Source organism: Rhizobium sp. YJ-22 (assembly GCF_029601685.1).
GTDB lineage: Bacteria > Pseudomonadota > Alphaproteobacteria > Rhizobiales > Rhizobiaceae > Metarhizobium.
Window position 1 is genome coordinate 62,485 of record NZ_JARRIR010000015.1, and the last position, 16,251, is coordinate 78,735.

The 16,251-nt window shown below is 65.3% G+C and carries 20 protein-coding genes and 1 pseudogene; all 21 read right to left on the bottom strand.

What is annotated here, in order from left to right; genetic code table 11:
* A pseudogene (locus P7F60_RS25915) lies at positions 1-342 on the bottom strand (P-type conjugative transfer ATPase TrbB); the annotation flags it as partial.
* A 190-nt stretch (positions 343-532) separates the two neighbouring features.
* Positions 533-961 (bottom strand): CopG family transcriptional regulator, encoded by a 429-nt coding sequence (locus tag P7F60_RS25920; RefSeq protein ID WP_094543422.1) that lies wholly within the window; start codon positions 959-961, stop codon positions 533-535.
* Positions 962-966: 5 nt separating this feature from the next.
* Complete coding sequence (locus tag P7F60_RS25925; protein ID WP_277920575.1) at positions 967-2,949, bottom strand: conjugal transfer protein TraG; 1,983 nt, start codon at positions 2,947-2,949, stop codon at positions 967-969.
* A 24-nt stretch (positions 2,950-2,973) separates the two neighbouring features.
* Positions 2,974-4,713 (bottom strand): VirD2 family relaxase/mobilization nuclease, encoded by a 1,740-nt coding sequence (locus tag P7F60_RS25930; protein ID WP_094543425.1) that lies wholly within the window; start codon positions 4,711-4,713, stop codon positions 2,974-2,976.
* A 243-nt stretch (positions 4,714-4,956) separates the two neighbouring features.
* Positions 4,957-5,724, bottom strand: a complete 768-nt coding sequence (locus P7F60_RS25935) for a lytic transglycosylase domain-containing protein (RefSeq protein WP_277920576.1) — start codon at positions 5,722-5,724, stop codon at positions 4,957-4,959.
* Positions 5,725-6,060, bottom strand: a complete 336-nt coding sequence (locus tag P7F60_RS25940) for a DUF736 domain-containing protein (protein ID WP_094543428.1) — start codon at positions 6,058-6,060, stop codon at positions 5,725-5,727. It lies immediately after the preceding gene.
* Between the two features lie 45 nt (positions 6,061-6,105).
* On the bottom strand, positions 6,106-6,651 hold the full coding sequence (locus P7F60_RS25945) for a S26 family signal peptidase (RefSeq protein ID WP_094543429.1): 546 nt from the start codon (positions 6,649-6,651) through the stop codon (positions 6,106-6,108).
* Entirely contained in the window at positions 6,648-7,169 is a 522-nt protein-coding gene (locus P7F60_RS25950; protein WP_094543431.1) for a DUF2840 domain-containing protein, read from the bottom strand. The genes P7F60_RS25945 and P7F60_RS25950 overlap by 4 nt, the downstream gene beginning before the upstream one ends.
* Entirely contained in the window at positions 7,166-7,417 is a 252-nt protein-coding gene (locus P7F60_RS25955) for a hypothetical protein (protein ID WP_094543433.1), read from the bottom strand. Before P7F60_RS25955 ends, P7F60_RS25950 begins: the two co-directional genes overlap by 4 nt.
* Entirely contained in the window at positions 7,414-8,154 is a 741-nt protein-coding gene (locus tag P7F60_RS25960) for a site-specific DNA-methyltransferase (protein ID WP_094543434.1), read from the bottom strand. The genes P7F60_RS25955 and P7F60_RS25960 overlap by 4 nt, the downstream gene beginning before the upstream one ends.
* Positions 8,151-8,804, bottom strand: a complete 654-nt coding sequence (gene parA, locus P7F60_RS25965; RefSeq protein ID WP_094543436.1) for a ParA family partition ATPase — start codon at positions 8,802-8,804, stop codon at positions 8,151-8,153. The genes P7F60_RS25960 and parA overlap by 4 nt, the downstream gene beginning before the upstream one ends.
* Positions 8,801-9,967 carry a replication initiator protein A gene (locus tag P7F60_RS25970; RefSeq protein ID WP_094543438.1) on the bottom strand — a complete coding sequence of 389 codons (1,167 nt, stop codon included), beginning with the start codon at positions 9,965-9,967 and terminating at the stop codon, positions 8,801-8,803. Before P7F60_RS25970 ends, parA begins: the two co-directional genes overlap by 4 nt.
* Positions 9,968-9,985: 18 nt before the next feature.
* The gene (locus P7F60_RS25975; RefSeq protein WP_094543441.1) at positions 9,986-10,267 is read right to left on the bottom strand and encodes a helix-turn-helix domain-containing protein; all 282 of its coding nucleotides are present in this window, start codon (positions 10,265-10,267) and stop codon (positions 9,986-9,988) included.
* Positions 10,268-10,406: 139 nt separating this feature from the next.
* A complete protein-coding gene (locus P7F60_RS25980; RefSeq protein ID WP_233290650.1) occupies positions 10,407-10,802 on the bottom strand; it encodes a DUF2285 domain-containing protein in 396 nt (131 codons plus the stop codon).
* Positions 10,803-10,956: 154 nt separating this feature from the next.
* The gene (locus P7F60_RS25985; RefSeq protein ID WP_094543446.1) at positions 10,957-11,181 is read right to left on the bottom strand and encodes a DUF6499 domain-containing protein; all 225 of its coding nucleotides are present in this window, start codon (positions 11,179-11,181) and stop codon (positions 10,957-10,959) included.
* A 102-nt stretch (positions 11,182-11,283) separates the two neighbouring features.
* The gene (locus tag P7F60_RS25990; RefSeq protein ID WP_094543449.1) at positions 11,284-11,565 is read right to left on the bottom strand and encodes a DUF2285 domain-containing protein; all 282 of its coding nucleotides are present in this window, start codon (positions 11,563-11,565) and stop codon (positions 11,284-11,286) included.
* 97 nt (positions 11,566-11,662) lie between these two features.
* Positions 11,663-11,908, bottom strand: coding sequence for a helix-turn-helix transcriptional regulator (locus P7F60_RS25995; RefSeq protein WP_094543451.1), 246 nt, complete (start codon positions 11,906-11,908; stop codon positions 11,663-11,665).
* Between the two features lie 517 nt (positions 11,909-12,425).
* Positions 12,426-12,974, bottom strand: coding sequence for a hypothetical protein (locus tag P7F60_RS26000; protein WP_094543454.1), 549 nt, complete (start codon positions 12,972-12,974; stop codon positions 12,426-12,428).
* A 468-nt stretch (positions 12,975-13,442) separates the two neighbouring features.
* Positions 13,443-13,844: a single-stranded DNA-binding protein gene (locus P7F60_RS26005; RefSeq protein ID WP_094543254.1), complete on the bottom strand. Its 402-nt coding sequence runs from the start codon at positions 13,842-13,844 to the stop codon at positions 13,443-13,445.
* Positions 13,845-14,563: 719 nt separating this feature from the next.
* Complete coding sequence (locus P7F60_RS26010; protein WP_094543256.1) at positions 14,564-14,980, bottom strand: hypothetical protein; 417 nt, start codon at positions 14,978-14,980, stop codon at positions 14,564-14,566.
* 164 nt (positions 14,981-15,144) lie between these two features.
* A complete protein-coding gene (locus P7F60_RS26015) occupies positions 15,145-16,083 on the bottom strand; it encodes a DUF2493 domain-containing protein (protein ID WP_094543259.1) in 939 nt (312 codons plus the stop codon).
* Between the last annotated feature and the right edge of the window lie 168 nt (positions 16,084-16,251).

Sequence of the window (16,251 nt, forward strand, 5' to 3'; positions counted from 1 at the left end):
GGCGAAAGCTGGAGACGCGACGACGGGAGGGAGCAAGCCTTCAAACCGTTCGCCGGTTTCGGGCAGTTCGGCCGATACACGCGGGGAGCGCGCATGCACTTCGGCGCCGACATGGTGCGCGACCAGGCGCACGATGCGTTCGCCATCAGCGGGCGTCATTGTCTCGCCGGTATCGGCCAGCCCTTCGGAAAGCCGATCCACCCAGATGCGGCCATCGGGGTTCAGCATGACCTCGACCACGGCCGGTTCCTCCAGAAACCGGGCGATGGCGGGTCCGAGCGCGGTGCGCAGCATGCGAGCGCCGCGCTGGATCGCTTCCTGTCTCTGGTGAGTGGATGCCATATCGTCCCCATTTCTCGTGGGGACGCGACAGATGACCCCCGGATCGGGGATGATTAAAAGGGCCCGGAATTAGGCTGATTCAACAAGTTTCGGTCGTAGTAGTAGTGTGGCGTGCAAATACAGGAGAACGGCGGCGCGGCCCTATTCTTGAACTTGTCGATCCCGCCCCCAGATGCCGCGCGCGAGGAGGTCAGGTGTCCGATTCGGGCTTATCCTCCGAAATCTCCTGCCGCAGCTTCGGCCCCTGCGCCAAGCGTCGACCCAGCGCCGTAATGAACGCTTCGTAACGCTCGCTGGATTTCGCTCGCGCCGCCTGCGCCGCCGGCTCCGGGAGGGCGGGCGTCGTGGTGATCCAGAAGCGGATGAACACCGCCAGGGTCTCCACCGCGATGCCGACATCGCGTTCGAGGCGTGTCATTCGACGATCGAGCTGGTCGAGGCGTTTTGAAAAGATGGCTTCGCGCCGTTCGGCGTCGTCCGGCGAGAGGAAGGACGCGATGGCTGCCTCGGCGATCATGGACTGTGATTGCTCGCGGCGTGCGGCGAAATCTGCCAGCGTCTTTTCGACCTCGGGGTCGAGATAGATCGTTGTCTTTCTCTTTTTTCGGCGAACGGTCATGGTGGCTACAGCTCCATGCCGTCGTTGGGATCAAGAGAGACCTGCCGTGCGATGCCCTGCATCTGCCGGATCATGCGACGGTTCCCCACGGCCTCCTCTTCGGCGTCATCCGGGAGGTCGATCTCGAATTCGTTTTCGATGGGCGCCTTTTTCTCAACCGGCTTTACGCGGCTCAGCTCGGGTTGCAGCCGACGTTCGGAACTGGTGGTGTCCTCATCGTCCGAGGAGGCCGCGGTCGTCGCGATCTCTTCCGGGCGCGGTGGTATCGGCAGGCTGCTCCAGTCGTCCGGGCCGGTGCTGTCAGGTCGTTTCGGCTCCGGCGGCGCCAGCACCCGCTCCTTGAAGCGGGCATCCTCGTAATAGCGCGCCTTCTTCGCCCGGATCGGCGGGATGCCGGCGACCATGACGATCTCGTCGGTCGGCGGAAGCTGCATGATCTCGCCTGGCGTCAGCAACTGACGGGCGGTCTCCGAGCGCGACACCATCAGATGGCCTAACCACGGCGACAGGCGGTGGCCGGCGTAGTTCTTCATGGCCTTCATTTCGGTGGCTGTGCCCAGCGCGTCCGAGACGCGCTTGGCGGTGCGTTCGTCGTTCGTGGCGAAGCTGACCCGGACATGGCAATTGTCGAGGATCGAGTTGTTCGGGCCATAGGCCTTTTCGATCTGGTTGAGGCTCTGCGCGATCAGGAACGCTTTGAGTCCGTAGCCCGCCATGAAGGCCAGCGCGCTTTCGAAGAAGTCGAGCCTGCCGAGGGCTGGAAACTCGTCGAGCATCAGCAAGAGACGATGCCGCCCGACCTTGGCCTGCAGGTCCTCGGTTAGGCGCCGCCCGATCTGGTTGAGCAACAACCGGATCAACGGCTTGGTGCGATTGATGTCGGAGGGCGGCACGACGAGGTAGAGCGTCGTGGGATGCTCGCCGCCCACGATGTCGCTGATCCGCCAGTCGCAGCGGCTCGTCACCGCAGCGACCACCGGGTCACGATAGAGGCCGAGGAAGGACATCGCCGTCGAGAGCACGCCCGAACGCTCGTTGTCGGATTTGTTCAGTAGCTCGCGCGCCGCGCTGGCGACGACGGGGTGCGGACCGGCTTCGCCGAGATGCGCAGTCTTCATCATCGACCTCAGCGTCGACTCGACAGGCCGCTTTGGGTCGGAAAGGAAGTTGGCGACGCCCGCGAGGGTCTTTTCCGGCTCGGCATATAGGACGTGAAGGATCGCGCCGACCAGAAGCGAATGGCTGGTTTTTTCCCAGTGGTTCCGTTTGTCCAGGCTACCCTCGGGATCGACCAGGATGTCGGCGATGTTCTGGACATCGCGAACCTCCCATTCACCGCGCCTGACCTCGAGCAGCGGGTTATATGCCGATGATTCCGGATTGGTCGGATCGAAGAGCAGCACCCTGCCGTGCCGGGATCGGAACCCGGCCGTGAGCGTCCAGTTCTCCCCCTTGATGTCGTGAACGATGGCCGAGCCGGGCCAGGTGAGAAGCGAGGGCACGACGAGGCCGACGCCCTTGCCCGAACGGGTCGGCGCAAAGCACAGCACATGCTCGGCGCCATCGTGCCGCAGATAGTCGCGCTCGTATCGACCGAGAACGACTCCGTCCGGACCGAGCAGGCCGGCGTCGCGGATCTCCTGATCCTGCGCCCAGCGCGCCGAGCCGTAGGTGGCGACATTCTTCGCCTCGCGCGCACGCCAGACCGACATGCCGATTGCGACGGCGATCGCAATGAAGCCACCCGACGCGGCGATCACGCCGCCCACGGCGAAGATGCCTGGGGCGTAGGCGTCGTAGAAATACCACCACCACATGATGGCGGCCGGAAAGTAGACCGGCACGCCGAACAGCGTGAACCACGGCTCGCCGAGCTGCGCCTGATAGCCGAGGCTCCACGCGACATACTGCGTCGCGCCCCAGACGGTGGTGAGGACGATCGCAAACACGATCAGGATCTGTCCCCAAAGGATTTTGGTGGCGGACATGGCGATAATCCTTTCTGACTGAGGTTAGAGGCCGAGCCCGCGCTTCCGACCGAAATCCCAGTCGACGCCGCCGTCGTCGCGCGAGACGCCGGAGACGTGGCGGCCGATCTGCTTTTCGAGCGAGGGAGACCAGGGCACGAGCTGGAAGCCGAGGCCGTCGTCGATCATGGCGAAGCGGCCGGAGGCGAGTGCAAAGCGCTGGCGATAGGAGCCGGCGACATATTCGCCTGTCCCGGCCTGAGCGAACGGCAGCCCGGTCTCGGCGGCGAGCTTTTCTCCGAGCGCATTGACCTCACGGTCGCGCAGCGTGTTGAGCAGGCGGCGTGCGAAGACGATGCGTCCGCCCTGACGATCGGCGAGCCCCTCACCGATCAGATGCTCGGCGCGTTCTTCCATGGCCTGGCGGACTTCCGAGCCAAAGCCACCTTCGGAAAGCGCGACCGGCTCACGGGCGATGGCCTGCCGGTCGAGCCAGGTGGCGCCGGTCGCGTTCACCTGGGCGCCGAGATCGAGATCGGACCTAACGGCGAGCGCCACCCGACGCTGACCCTGCGCATCCTCATAGGCGCGCAGCTCGACGATCGAGCCGGGCGGGCTGTCGCCGGCTGCGTCGAGGTGCGGCAGCCGGATGTGATGCGTACGGCCGTCCACACCGTCGACGACGGCGTAGGCGGACCCTTTCAGCTCGTCGTCAAGGCCACGCTCGACCAGTCGGCCGACGACGGGCACGTCGAGGCTTTCGCCGGCCAGCACGTAGCTCGCAGATCCGCGTTCGATGCCGCGCTCGGTCAGCGCGCGGTGCATACGTTTGATGATGTCGCCGCGTTCGCCGAGTTCGCGCAGGACGGTTTCCGCTTCCGGCTTGATGAACCATTGGGAGTGGCCTACCTGCCCGGCGACGCCGAGGGTTTCGAGCGTGCGCAGGCGGCCGACCTTCAGCGCATGAAACTCGTCAGGCTGGCGATCTGCGAGCGGGGCGAGATCGATGATGCCGGACTTGCCGGCGTCGCGGACGAGTTGCCGATCGAGCTGGGTCCACCGCTCTGCCGTGATCTGGCTTTCGAGGCTGCGGCGGATATCAAGGTCGGTGCGTGGCCCCAGCTCATGGCTGATGAGATCGCGCGCGCGGTCACGCATCCCCTCTTTGATGTAGTCGCGGGAGATCACGAGGTCCTGGCCGTCGTCCCGCACGCCCCGCACGATAAGATGGATATGCGGATGCTGCGTATTCCAGTGATCGACGGCCACCCAGTCGAGCCGCGTGCCGAGATCTTTTTCCATCTGGCCGACGAGATCGCGGATGAACGATCGAAGGTCGGACATGTCGGGAGCATCGTCAGGCGATACGATGAACCGGAAATGATGCCGGTCGTCTCCGCAGCGCTCGGCGAAGGCTCGCCCATCGGCGTCCTCGGTTCCGGGCCCGAACAATCGGGCCTTCTCGCCGTCACGGGTCACACCGTCGCGACGCAGATAATCGAGATGCGTCCCCAGCGGCGCGGACCGTGGGCTGTGGCGGACCACGCGCGCCTTGACGACGGCGCCGCGGGTCCGCGACGTGATCAGGCGATTGGCCTGGATGCTGGCGCGCTGGCCACGGCCGAAGCGGGATCGATTGCCCGAGGTGACGCGGCCGGACCGTGAGACGCCGCCGCCTGCCTTCTTCGCAGCGGCGAGCGCCTGCGCGACAAAGGGACGAGCCTGCTGCGCGCGGGTGGATCGGATGCGCCCGGGACGGACGCGGAATTCGCGTTCATCGGACATGACGCATCTCCGCGCGGTGCGAAACACCACGCAAAAACAGTAAGATGGGCGTGCGGCGCACGGTGCGCGAATACGCTGCACGGTGCGGAACGCGCCAAAAACATGAACAAAAACAACCGACCGACGGACGCGCACCGTGCGCCCTTTTATCCTGCCATCGTCCGGTCGCTGCGCCTGCCCCCACCCCCGGCGTTCTCCATGGCACGCCAGAGCCCGAGGGGATGCACCTTGATGGCGGGCCGCTCATGGCCGGCCTCCCGCTGCATTGCCCGCGACAAACAGCTCTTGGCGTTGCAAGGCGGTGATCGAATCCTGGGTCGCCGTGAGGGATGGGAGCGCGTCGTCTGACGCGCGGTCTCCCTGCGCTGGACTGGCGGCAGAAGTGCCACCCTCGCGCACGACGAAGATCCCCGCCTCGCGCCAATTGGGCGGTCGCGGGATCATGGAGCCGCCGTTCAAGGGCCGCTCGCCTCGCAGCGCGGGCGCAAGCGAAGCGACGTAGGCCCGCGTCTCGGCAGGCAAAGGGCGACCTTTCGAGCGATGCTCGTCGTAGCGCGCCGGGCCGGCATTGTAGGCGGCGAGCATGGCTGCGACGTCGCCGTAGCGGTCCCACATTTCGCGCAGGTACGCTGTACCGGCAAGGATGTTGTCGCGAGGATCATAGGGATCGCGGCCAAGGCCGTGGCGAGTGCGAAGCTCGGCCCATGTGTCGGGCATGAGCTGCATCAAGCCCATCGCGCCCGCCGACGATACGGCGCGCACATCGCCCGCGCTTTCGGCAGCCATCACGGCGACGATCCAGGCTGCCGGGACGCCGAAGCGTCGCGACGCCTCGGTGATGTTCGCGGCGTGCGGATGCGCCGACGCGGCTCCGACGATGGACGGAACCTGCGCCAGAACAGCGGGCGTTTCGGCCGCGGCGAAGGTCAGGCCGGAAAGAAGAAGGAGGAGCGCTGAGCGCCGGACGGCGGTCGAGCCGCCGGCGCTGGCGCGGTGCTGGACCGCCGCCATTCAGTCCTCCTTCCGCTTCTTGGAAGTGAGGTTGGTGTGCAGGCCCCAGGCGGAGCCGTCGTCACCGGCGCGGAAGAGGTTGGCGCGCAGAGTGCCGCCGAACAACGGGCTGTAGATCTCGACGGAGAAGAATTCGCCGGCGCGATCTCCGACGGCCGCCCAGGCGGCGCCGATCGGTAGCCCGTCCTCGTCGCCGAGCAGGACGCGATAGGCTGGAGCGTTCTTGGCCTCCGAAGGCTCGGCGGCGACGAAGGTGATTTCCTCGTCGATGCCAAGCGCCCTGAACCGCCCTTCGAAGCCTGATTCCGTACGTGTGAAAAGTCCGATGTTGGCCATGATCGTGGTCTCCTGTTGTGCGGCGGGATTGCATTGGTCGCGCCGTCACCGCGTCGGCGCGCGCCAGACGAAGCGGCCCTCGCCGTCGTCGTCGGTGAGAAGCGGTGTCGCCCGACCGATCACCGCGGTGGCGGGAAGCGGGCCGAAGTAGCGGCCGTCAAGGCTGTCTGCGACCTCGTGGTTCATCAGGAACAGCTCTCCGTCGCCGATGCGGCGGCAGCCCTGCCAGACCGGCAGGTCGCGGCCCTGGCTGTCGCGGTCGAGCGCATCGCCAAGCGGAACGTCGTCGACGCTGATTGCACGCCCGGAGCGGCAGACGCGTTGTCCCGGCAGGCCAAGCACCCGCTTCAGGAGCGGCACGTCACGAGCGACGTAGCCGCGCTCCACGATGAACAAGGCGACGGGCTCGGGCGGCATCACGACGACAAGGTCGGGCACCTCGAGACGACCAACGGGATCGATGGTGTAGAAGCCGACGGGCTCGCTCGCGGTCGCGTTCCAGACGAGCTTCATCGGCAAGGGCGTGGCGCTGGCGAGGGCGATGCCAAGAACGCCGAAGGCGGTCAGCGCAAGGTAATCGAGCCGCGTCATCGCACGATCTCCCGGCGCCGGAGCCATGCCTGATGGCGATCGAACGTGTAGGGACGCGGCGCTTCGCCGGCGTTCATCCAGTGGGCGACGTGCCGCCAGTGGTCGGGGTCGACATCGGCCGGATCGATGCCGAGCGCGTCGATGCCATCGACGTGACGCAGCACGTTCTCGACCTTCGGCCAGCCTTCGACCTTGAGCAGAATTTCGCCGCCGGGCCGCACGAAAGGCAGTGTCTGGTAGGGTGCGCCCGGAGCGACCGAACGCACGATATCGATGCGCGAGATGACCGTGCCGTAGTCGTTCGCGGCCCAGCGAACGAAGGCGAAAACGGTGTTCGGCCGAAAGCAGACGACACGGCGGCGGCGATCGAGGATCTGCTCGTGAGCCTCGCGGCCGAACCTGATCCAGTATTCGATCTTCTTCTCGACCCACGTGAGTTCCACGCGGGTCAGATCATCCGTTGGGTTGGCGGACGGCAGCGGGCCGCCGCGCATGCGGGTAGCCGCGATGCCGGTCATGGAGGGTCTCCTTCGGTCGGGGGGAATTCGCGCGCGAGCAGATCGCGCACCATGTCTGCGACGGTCATTCCGCGGCTGAAGGCGGCGACCTTGATGCGGCCGCGCATGGCGGGGGTGACGTCGATGGTCAGTCGGGCAGAATAGACGGCGGCGGCGCCACGAGCGGGCGCGGTGTCGCCGGCCTTGATCCAGCCGTCTGGATCGGCCGGCCGCGTTGCAAAACCGCGTTTTTCGGTGCGCGCCGTCATGACGCGCCTCCGCCGTCGGACGGCAGCTCGGAGAGACGCGCGCGGGCTTTCGCAGCCATGTCCGGGTCGATCTCGCAGCCGAGATAGCGCCGGCCGGACAGCCGGCAGGCTTCCCCGGCCGCGCCCGATTCCGCGAATAAATCGCCCACCAGGCCACCTTCGGGGCAACTCGTTCGGAACAGGATTTCGAGGAGGGCCGACGGTTTTTCGGTCGGATGGATGGCACGCCCATGGCAGTTGCGCACGTAGATGACCGAGCGCATAAGGCGGGGTCCGCCTTCATGACTGACGTAGTGACCGGCGTCGATGTGGCCGGTATGGGGAGGACTTTGCTTGCGGTGCACCGTTCGCGCCGCAGCGTCCGGCGTAGTCTGGACATCGTTGTAGATGTCGCGCCAGGCCGCTTCGCCGGGATAGCACTGGACGGCCAGTTCGTGCACCCGCTTGAAGCGATTTGCGTGAAAGCCGGTGCCGTTCTGCTTCTCCCAAACGATTTCCTGCGCGAGGCGAAGACCGACGTCAGCGAACCGTTGAGCGGTCGCCACGAAGCTGCGCAGCGAGCCGAAGGCCCAGATCGAGCCGGTCGGCTTGAGGGCGGCGCGCGCGAGCGCAATCCAGCCCTCGACGCGCCGATCCCAGGCGAGCGACGTCTCGCCGTACGGCGGATCGGCGAGGATCATGTCGAATGGCCCATGCGACGGCATGAGTTCGCGGCAATCACTGGTAAGGATGATCATGACGTCGCCCTCCCGATGCGCAGCCGCTCGATCTCGGTCACGAGCGCCGCAACTTCACGGGCGGCGGGCGATCGCGCGTCGATGTCCGACGCAAGCCGCCCGGTCTGTGCGGCATCAGCGAAGACGACGCGCTGGCCGATGGTGCTGGCGAGCACCGGCGGATCGTGATTGGCGAGTGTTTCCGCCGTCTCTCGGGCGATGACGGTGCGCGCGCCGCAGCGATTGAGCGCAAAACGGGCGACGAGCTCGGGGCGATAGATGCGTGCTTCGCCAAGGAGCGACAGCATCTCGGCCGAGGCCCAGCCGTCGAGTGGCGACGGCTGTACGGGGATCACCACGAGGTCGGCCGCGAGCAGCGCGGAGCGCATGAGGCCTGCGACGCGCGGCGGGCCGTCTATGACGATGTGATCGACGTCACGGGCGAGCTCGGGCGCTTCGCGGTGCAACGTGTCGCGCGCCAGGCCGACGACGCCGAACAGGCGCGGCAGGCCTTCCCGCGAGCGTTGCTGCGACCAGTCGAGCGCGGAGCCCTGCGGGTCGGCGTCGATCAGGGTGACGCGCCTGCCGCGGCGTGCCAGCTCGCCGGCGAGATGCAGCGCGAGTGTGGTCTTGCCGACGCCACCCTTCTGATTGAGGAGCGCGATGATCATCGGCGTCCTCCCGGCGGATCGAGAGGGAGACGCGGCGCTCGGGCGTCGTCTGATGTCGGCGAAGCGGAACGGTCGCGGGCTGGGCCCGGTGGCGTCGGCAGGCTCTTCCTGGCGGCGACGCTGAGGTTTCTGGCGGCGTCGCGAATGAGGTTATCCACCTCGCGCGCGCGCTCTACAGAGTTAGATTCCTGGTTAGACTCTAAGTTAAGAGGGCGATTTCTTGTTTCTGCGCTGAGACTTAGGTCTGGTTTGGGTTCCCGATAGCACGAGCCCCCGGTTCCCGATAGCACGATACTTCGGGTTCCTGATAGCACGAGGCCGTCCACAGGTTGTCCACAGGCCTGCGCGGGCTCGAAGGCAAGCAGCGTGCGCCCGCCGGGTTCCGTTTCGAGGAACAGCGTGTAGCCGGGAAGCGGCTGGCGCCGGACGATGTCGCGCAGTTCGAAGGTGAAGCGCTTGAACGGCGACAGACTCCCCGATTTCTGGTGGAGGTGGCGGAAGTCGAAGCGCCAGCCGTGTCGCTGGCGGCCACCGTGCTTGCGCACGAGGCGATAGAGCCAGCGGTCAAGGCCGCCCGTCAGGTCGAAATAGGCGCGGTCGATCGTGAGCACGAGAGCGTCGTCGAGAACGGCCTTGTAGAACCAGTCCGGTACGATCAGCTCGACGCCTTCGGGGCGGCCGTCGCGCCCGGTGCGTTCTTGCCACTCGTTGATCCAGGAAAAGCGATGCCGACGGCCTTCGGCCGGCTGGCGGATCGAGGTGGACACCGTGGTCGATTGCAGGCGGTCGAGGGCCGCCTTCAGCCGCTGATAATCGCGCGCGCTCGTGCCGCGACCGACATAGGAGAGAATTTCGTAAGGGGTGGCGGCCATCAGCCGCGACGTGCGAAGCCCGGCGTCGCGCGCTTCGACGATCTGGCTCGCGGCCCAGATCAGGATATCGGCGTCCCAGATGGTCGCCATGCCGTGGTCGTGAACGGCCTCGACCCTGATCGTCACCTTGCCGGCGACGAAATCGATCGGTGCGGTGCGATGGGTCTTGGAGAGGGAGAAGAAGGGATAGGCCATGAGATCCTGTGCGTCTCTTGGCGCGAAGTCGCCGGGGAGCGCGCGAAACAGGTCGAGCTGCCCGCGCTCCGAGAGGGATCGACGTCGCACCGCCATGAACGGAACCGGCCGCGATCAGCGTGCGTAGCGGCCGGCGTGGACCGGCCGGACGGGCGCCTGGCGCTTTGCTGGCAGGATCGAGCCGCGCGGATCCGAGGTGGACGTCACTGCGCCGCGGGCGGCCCAGCTTTCGAGCTCGTCGATCGCATAGACGACGCGGCCGCCGAGCTTGTGATACGACGGACCGGTGCCATAGGTGCGGTGCTTTTCGAGCGTGCGTGCGGAGAGGCTGAGGAATTCCGCCGCTTCCTTGGTGCGCAGGAAGCGCGGCGGGAGAAAGACGGGTTCGTGTGGCATGGTCGGGCCTCCGTGGTGTTGGGGACGGCCGCTGCGAGAAAGCGGCGGACGGCGACCACGGTGGCGGAGAAAAGGCGGCGAGTTGCAGGGCGAAGTTGGGGGGTGTCGAAATCGCCCACCGTCCGCGGCGGGGCGAGGCTCAGGATTGCCGGCGGTGACGGAGGAGCTTTCGATAGCCGCCGGCGATCATATTGCGGGCATCGCGTAGCAACGCCTTGATTACGTGGCGGGCAGAAGACGCCTGCCAGTCATCTCGATCGAGACGTTCCTGGTTCAGGATGACGTGGGCTATTTCCTGCTGTGTCGCGCCAGCGCGATGTCCGTCAAAGGCGCGGAGCATTCTGCGCTGGCGGATCCGCTGCTGGGGCGTCAAACGCGTGTCGGGCGGGATGGCGCGCCCGTGCAGGGCGGAAAGGAGGCGGTAAACCGCCTCTATCCGATCGAAGCCGTCAATGCCGAGCGGTATGGCGGCTACCGATGTGGTGCGGCCCTCGAGGACGTAGTCGATAATCTGGACGCGCTCATCGTTCGGCAAAGGAAGACGGAACGAGGCGCGACCGTCGCCGATCGGCGCCGTGTCGCTCCATGGGAGGAGAGGCGGGTAATCTTCAGTGTCACGGAAGTCGAGTGGCGCTTCGATCAGTACAACAACGCTCGTGTCATGGAGCGGGAGCCAGAAAACCGGAGCTTCAGGAGGCGGCTTCAGAGGGTCTACAGGGAAATCGCAGTCCCCAGCGCTGCTGGATCTGCTCGTTCACGGAGGTCGGAGCGCCGCGTTCAGTCGCGGATGCTTCGTAGTCCGCATCGTAAGCATCATTGCGGCGCAGCCATTCCCAGGCCAGATCGGATGGCGTCAGTGTGTCCAGATGGTCGTATTCAGCCGACGAGCGCCATGTAGATGCGTCAGGCGTCATGATGATCCTCCTGCGACTATTGCGACTTGGAGGTTGTAGAATTCCCGTTCGGGTTGGATTTTGGAAGTCACGTTGAAATCAACAGGTGATGCCTTCAGCGCATCACGATCCAGACTTCCGCTGACTTTCACGAACCAGTTCGCGATAACCGTGTTCGGTCATCCAGTGCGCGCGTGCGAGGTGGGAATTGTGGATCAGTCGACAGCGCATCGGATCGTCATGAGGATCGAGGCCGAAGAGGATGTGAATAGCCTCACGCCAGTCGGCGCCCTCCCGCTCGGCGTCGAGCAGCCGCAGATAGAGCTTCATGTGCTCGCGGTCGTAAGTCGTAAGCGTGTCGCTGGACGGTGGCGCGTCCAGGAACGCCGGTATCGCCTGTCCCATCAGAGTACCATAGTCACGTGCACGACTTTCGTTAACCGTCCCGAAGAGCAATACAGTGCTTTTATGTCAGCAAACCGTCTGTTGATGGCGCAAAGCGCTAACCAGGCTGGTCAGCTTGATGCAGCAACAGGACCCCCTCTCCCTTTTCTGTCGACAGAAGAACGATCCCGGCCGATTCGAGCGCGCGCCGTACGCCATCTCGCGTGGTTTCAAAAACGTCGAATCCGTTCTCGGATTCGAGGCGTTTGAGCGCGGTCAGCGATACTCGGGCCTTGTCAGCGAGCGTCTCCTGTGTCCAACCCAGCAGCGCGCGTGCGGCCCGTGATTGTCGGGCGGTGATCATACATAATCACCTCCCACTTCTACCCGCATGCACTCCAGAACTACGACTATTTTAGTCGTCCTACGGCAGAAAGCCACCCCATTTTTGGGCTTAAGCCGCTAATATAGCTGCGTTTCTCGACCCAGCTCGGTAGCTGATTCGGTTGCCCTCAAATGGCCGGAAAAATCGCGGCCGGTCGCACAGGCTGGAGATCTGGCACACACGGCTTCCGGCCTCGGGCGGGGCGGCTCTAGCGAGCGTGGCCCCAAGCCATCGCCTCGGTCCGGGAGAGGAGGATGGGTTTGGGAAGGAGGGCGAGGGAACCGTCGCCTCCTTCCCATGGGAGGGTTCGAGGGAGGGGTCTCCCTTCCCTTGGGAGGATGTTTGAAGGAGGGGCGCCAGCCCTTCCTTCATGGGTGAGCTGGAGAGGGGCTCACCCCTTTCCAATAGCCGGGAAGGCCGGTCGATCCGGCCGCGCCCGCTCCCGTGATGGTGTGAAGGCGGCAGGCCGCCAAGGCCGCCTGCCGCCCGATCGCTGTCACCAGACGAGACCGTCAATCGCTTCGTAGCGCTCGCGTTCATCGTCCGGCTCTTCGCCCTCGATGGAGAGGTCTGTGGTAAAAGTGTTGAAGTATATGCCCGTCTCGGCGGCGATCTGGCGAGTGATTGCGCACAGGCCGTACAGGCGGTCGTCGCTCACTTCCTCGCGGGGCGCAGGGAAGTCAGCGACGAAATGCCACCGTCCGGTGCGGCTGTCGTACCATTCGTTGGTAGACCAGTCGACGTGGACGTCGTTGCGCAAAAGGTCGATGCCATCGGGTTCGCCCCAGTAGTGCGTGAGCTCCTGTCCGGCGCACCAGATCCGCTCGCCCAGATCATCTGCCTCGGGGCCGCTCGGTGCCAGTGCGAGTTCGCGTTCCGCGGCAAGCGCACCGCGCACAAGATCGACGAGCTGGTCGAGCCGCTCCACGAGCCCGTCGTGTGCTCCGCGGCTGAATTCGTCGTTGCAGCCAAGGCGATTGGCCATCGCCATGAGGCGGAATCCTGCGAACTTCGCGTAAAGTTCGACATAGTGGAAATCAGACATTGTAAGTCTCCTTTCGTTTCTGACGAAAGGTGTCCACGCTGTAGCCCAGAGGGGTCAGGGACCGCGGTACGCGGCCGCCGCGCGGCAAGCGGAGGAGCCGATTTTGTGGCGTCGGCCTCGGGCCGGCGAAAGAAAATTGGAGGGGCCGCGCTGTCCTTGAGGCCGGATGGGCTGGCGTAAAATGGACAGTCAGAGAGAGATAGCCCGCGGCCCCGATCAGGGGCCGCGTCCGTATGGGCCGGGGTGGTTTGGAGGGGGTGGTTCACCCCCTTCATGGGTGGGGGAGCTGGAGGGGGCGGGGCGTGCCCTGCCCCTTCCGGGGAGAGTTTGAGAGGGGCGGCCTGCCCCCCTCTCATAAGCAAGGACGAACGGTCGATCCGCTCGCCCTCGCTCATCCTGAACATCGCGACCCTCGGGAAACGCGGGAAAACCCGGCGGCTTGCGCCGCCGGGCTCCTGGCCTTCCCGCTCAGAACGGGATGTCGTCGTCGAGATCGCGCTGGCCGGCTCCGTTTTCGCTTTGCTGCGCCCGGCTCAGGAAGTCGACCGTCTCGGCGATGATCTCGCTGCCGTAGCGATCGTTGCCCTCCTGATCGGTCCACTTCGTGTAGTGGATGCGGCCGCGAACCAGAACCTTCATACCCTTCTCGCAATATTCCTGGATCGTCTTGCCGAGGCCGTTGAAGGCGGTGATGCGGTGCCACTCGGTGTCCTGAACCCGGTAGCCCTTCTCATCCCGGACAACCTTGCCTTCCGAGTAGCGGGGGCGCGAGGTGGCCAGCGTGAAGTGGGTGATCCGGGTGCCGCCCTGGGTGGAGCGGGTTTCGGGGTCCTGACCGATGTTGCCGGCGAGAATGACGATGTTCTGCATTGTAGGTCTCCGTTGCCTCTCGGAGGGACCATCCCTCCGACGAGACCCGGCCAAGGACGGCGGGAGACGCCTGCAACTGCCTGCTTGCGGGCAGCTCGCCCATAAGGCCCGGAGTGGGGCGGGCAGCCGCGCTTGCGCGGCAACACGGTCCGGAGCCGCGTGGGTTGCGGCCGGAAACCGAACGGACTTAGGGGATCCGTCAGTCGGAGGGATTGGTGCCTCTGAACGCATACGAACCGAGACGCACAGCCGAACCATCGTCCTTGCCGGCAGCAGCGAAACGGCAGGCCCTATGAGTCTGCGCCGCCCAGGGCGGCATCCGGAATCTTCCATTTCCGGCCACCCGCTTCTTCGCTCGCGGAAGCTGTCCGGGACGAGGACGAACAAGGCTGTCGGCCGAATGGCACGGAATGGCGCCGCATCCGCTTCGATGGCGGAAGGTGCGATCCGACAGAATTGCGAGGGGTGGGAATGAAGGTGATCGCGGCTTGCTTTCACGGCGCGAAGGGGACTGACCGACGGCGCAACAGCCGTTCACGGCCTGCGGGAGTCATGCCGATGGTCGGGCGATCCCGAGCGACCGGGTGATGCTGACGGGAAACGGCGGCACGGGGCCACAGCATCGACGCTCCATGCCTGACCTGAGCGGGAAAGCCGGACATCCGGCGGCGCAAGCCGCCCTGGTTTTCTTGTGGCAGTGATCGATCGCGGTCGGCGGGTCAGCGCGAAAACACCGAGACGCCGAGGGCGTTGACGTTGACAATCGCGGCTATGCCGATGAACAGGCCGCCCGCGCCGCCGAGCAGATTGAGCACTATCGTCGAGTCAATCGCGTTCTTTGTGACGCCGAGCACGAGGGAGTATCCCGCAATGGTGGCCGGAATCGCGAAGATCGCCAGCGCGATCAGGCGCAGGGCCGGATTCCTGGCAAAGCCTAGAACCACGATCACCAGCGCAATCGATAGCAAGGCGGCGCCCATGGCGGCAAGACCGGACAGGAAAAGCCCGGCGCCGGCCCCCCAAGCATATTGCGCGGCCGAGAGGCCGACCATGAAGGGCAAGGCGTAGATAGCAAAATTGTAGGCGATGATGCAGAGCGTTATCGTCAACGAGATAGCAAGCAAGATCAGCGACATCGAAACCTCCAGATGAACGGTTGAGGGTTACGACAGGCTGCCCGCAAATACGCTCCGCCTGCGACTATGCTACTGCGCCGGTGCTGCATGGATGTGCAAACAAAGCCATCAACTTCTCCTTTAGTCAAGTATTTGGGGGCCGGACAGCCCCCCGAAGGCGGCGCTTACGCGCCGCCATCAAATTGCATGGTGGGGATGCCGAGCTTGCGAGCCTTGTCCGCGAGGTTTCCCTGAATGCCGCCGCCGCCGAAGACGAGGACGCCGACCGGCAGCACCTCCAGCATAGTGTCGTTGCGCTTGTAGGGAGCCTGTTTCGCCGGATACTTCTCGAAGTCGGGCGTGAAGGCGATCTGCGGCACCTTGCGGTTTTCTGCCCAACGAGCAGCGATGCGCTCTGCGCCCGTCTTCGCGCCACCATGGATGAGCACCATGTCGGCGTGCTTCGCATGGACCTGATCGAGTTTGGCCCAGATCAGGGTGTGGTCGTTGAAGTTGGTTCCGCCCGAGACGGCGACCTTCGGACCGGCGGGCAGCAGCACCTCCTTCTCAGCCCGGCGCTTCGCGGCAAGGTAGTCTCTGGAGTCGATCATCGCGGCTGTCAGGTTGCGATGGCTGACCTTCGAGCCGGTGCGGGGCCGCCAGGCGCTGCCGGTGTGGTGCTCGAAGGCCTCGGCGGAGACATCGCGGAAGAGCTCCATGCTGTTGCGCCGTTCGATCATGGTCTGGCCCTCTGCCGTGAGGCGTTCGAGCTCGACCGACTTCACCTCGCTGCCGTCCTGTTCTTTCTGGAGGCGACGCTGCGCAAGCTCGTTGTCGTCCAGCTCGCGCTCCACCCGAGCGGTGGCGCGGTGGAAGAGATTAACGGCTCCCCAGAGCAGTTCTTCGAGATCGGGTTCGAGGCGCGTGTCGCCGAGCGTGGCGATCAGGGCGTCGAAGATATCGGCGACGGCTGCGGCGACGGCGTTGCCCTCCGGAAGCGGCCTCGGATCGGGTTCGTCCTGATACGGCCGCCAGCCGTAGAGCTGGAGTTCGTTGAGGACATGATCGGTGGGGGACGAGGTGTGGATCGGCTCGTAGCCTGCGGTTTCGTCTTCGTTCGTCATCGTGAGCGTCCTTCGTCTGGAGACCGCGACCATCGCGGCCTTCGCAGGCGTCGACGCCCACAGGCGGACCGGACTGGCAGCCCTCGTCTCTCGCGAGGGCCTCGATGGCCAAGCCCGGCTATTTTGCTTCGCGATGCAAAGGCGGCACAGCCGCCGGCGGAAAATAGC

What these genes read in the sequence shown, in the direction of transcription:
- P7F60_RS25920 (WP_094543422.1), bottom strand. Translation starts at nt 961, where the DNA reads ATGACCGTTCGCCGAAAAAAGAGAAAGACAACGATCTATCTCGACCCC.
- P7F60_RS25925 (WP_277920575.1), bottom strand. Translation starts at nt 2,949, where the DNA reads ATGTCCGCCACCAAAATCCTTTGGGGACAGATCCTGATCGTGTTTGCG.
- P7F60_RS25930 (WP_094543425.1), bottom strand. Translation starts at nt 4,713, where the DNA reads ATGTCCGATGAACGCGAATTCCGCGTCCGTCCCGGGCGCATCCGATCC.
- P7F60_RS25935 (WP_277920576.1), bottom strand. Translation starts at nt 5,724, where the DNA reads ATGGCGGCGGTCCAGCACCGCGCCAGCGCCGGCGGCTCGACCGCCGTC.
- P7F60_RS25940 (WP_094543428.1), bottom strand. Translation starts at nt 6,060, where the DNA reads ATGGCCAACATCGGACTTTTCACACGTACGGAATCAGGCTTCGAAGGG.
- P7F60_RS25945 (WP_094543429.1), bottom strand. Translation starts at nt 6,651, where the DNA reads ATGACGCGGCTCGATTACCTTGCGCTGACCGCCTTCGGCGTTCTTGGC.
- P7F60_RS25950 (WP_094543431.1), bottom strand. Translation starts at nt 7,169, where the DNA reads ATGACCGGCATCGCGGCTACCCGCATGCGCGGCGGCCCGCTGCCGTCC.
- P7F60_RS25955 (WP_094543433.1), bottom strand. Translation starts at nt 7,417, where the DNA reads ATGACGGCGCGCACCGAAAAACGCGGTTTTGCAACGCGGCCGGCCGAT.
- P7F60_RS25960 (WP_094543434.1), bottom strand. Translation starts at nt 8,154, where the DNA reads ATGATCATCCTTACCAGTGATTGCCGCGAACTCATGCCGTCGCATGGG.
- parA (WP_094543436.1), bottom strand. Translation starts at nt 8,804, where the DNA reads ATGATCATCGCGCTCCTCAATCAGAAGGGTGGCGTCGGCAAGACCACA.
- P7F60_RS25970 (WP_094543438.1), bottom strand. Translation starts at nt 9,967, where the DNA reads ATGGCGGTGCGACGTCGATCCCTCTCGGAGCGCGGGCAGCTCGACCTG.
- P7F60_RS25975 (WP_094543441.1), bottom strand. Translation starts at nt 10,267, where the DNA reads ATGCCACACGAACCCGTCTTTCTCCCGCCGCGCTTCCTGCGCACCAAG.
- P7F60_RS25985 (WP_094543446.1), bottom strand. Translation starts at nt 11,181, where the DNA reads ATGACGCCTGACGCATCTACATGGCGCTCGTCGGCTGAATACGACCAT.
- P7F60_RS25990 (WP_094543449.1), bottom strand. Translation starts at nt 11,565, where the DNA reads ATGGGACAGGCGATACCGGCGTTCCTGGACGCGCCACCGTCCAGCGAC.
- P7F60_RS25995 (WP_094543451.1), bottom strand. Translation starts at nt 11,908, where the DNA reads ATGATCACCGCCCGACAATCACGGGCCGCACGCGCGCTGCTGGGTTGG.
- P7F60_RS26000 (WP_094543454.1), bottom strand. Translation starts at nt 12,974, where the DNA reads ATGTCTGATTTCCACTATGTCGAACTTTACGCGAAGTTCGCAGGATTC.
- P7F60_RS26005 (WP_094543254.1), bottom strand. Translation starts at nt 13,844, where the DNA reads ATGCAGAACATCGTCATTCTCGCCGGCAACATCGGTCAGGACCCCGAA.
- P7F60_RS26010 (WP_094543256.1), bottom strand. Translation starts at nt 14,980, where the DNA reads ATGTCGCTGATCTTGCTTGCTATCTCGTTGACGATAACGCTCTGCATC.
- P7F60_RS26015 (WP_094543259.1), bottom strand. Translation starts at nt 16,083, where the DNA reads ATGACGAACGAAGACGAAACCGCAGGCTACGAGCCGATCCACACCTCG.